We start from the raw sequence: 336 nt of genomic DNA, 5'->3' as shown, positions 1-336 counted from the left end.
CAACGGCACGGAGTTCACCAGTATGGCCATTCTCAAATGGTCTCAGGAAACAAATGTTGAATGGCATTACATCCAGCCCGGCAAGCCAATGCAGAACGGTTTTGTCGAAAGCTTTAACGGCAGCTTCCGCGACGAGTGCCTCAATGAGACATTGTTTTCATCGCTCAGTCATGCCCGACATCACATCACCGAATGGAAGGAGGATTACAACCGGAACAGACCACATTCATCACTGGGCAATCTCACGCCCCAAGAATACGCGACGAAAATGACATTGCAAAAGCAGACCGCATAAGGTCAAAAACAAACCGACGGATTCTCCGATAAATTGGAGGG

General features: G+C 48.8%; 1 protein-coding gene. It reads left to right on the top strand.

The genetic code is table 11. The features are described from left to right. Nucleotides 1–295: integrase core domain-containing protein (locus tag SU32_RS17025; RefSeq protein ID WP_054000575.1), on the top strand; the 295-nt coding region annotated here is incomplete at its 5' end. Nucleotides 296–336: the final 41 nt, after the last annotated feature.

This window comes from Ahrensia marina (assembly GCF_001293565.1).
Lineage (GTDB): Bacteria > Pseudomonadota > Alphaproteobacteria > Rhizobiales > Rhizobiaceae > Ahrensia > Ahrensia marina.
This window is presented reverse-complemented; position numbering and strand designations above follow the sequence as displayed.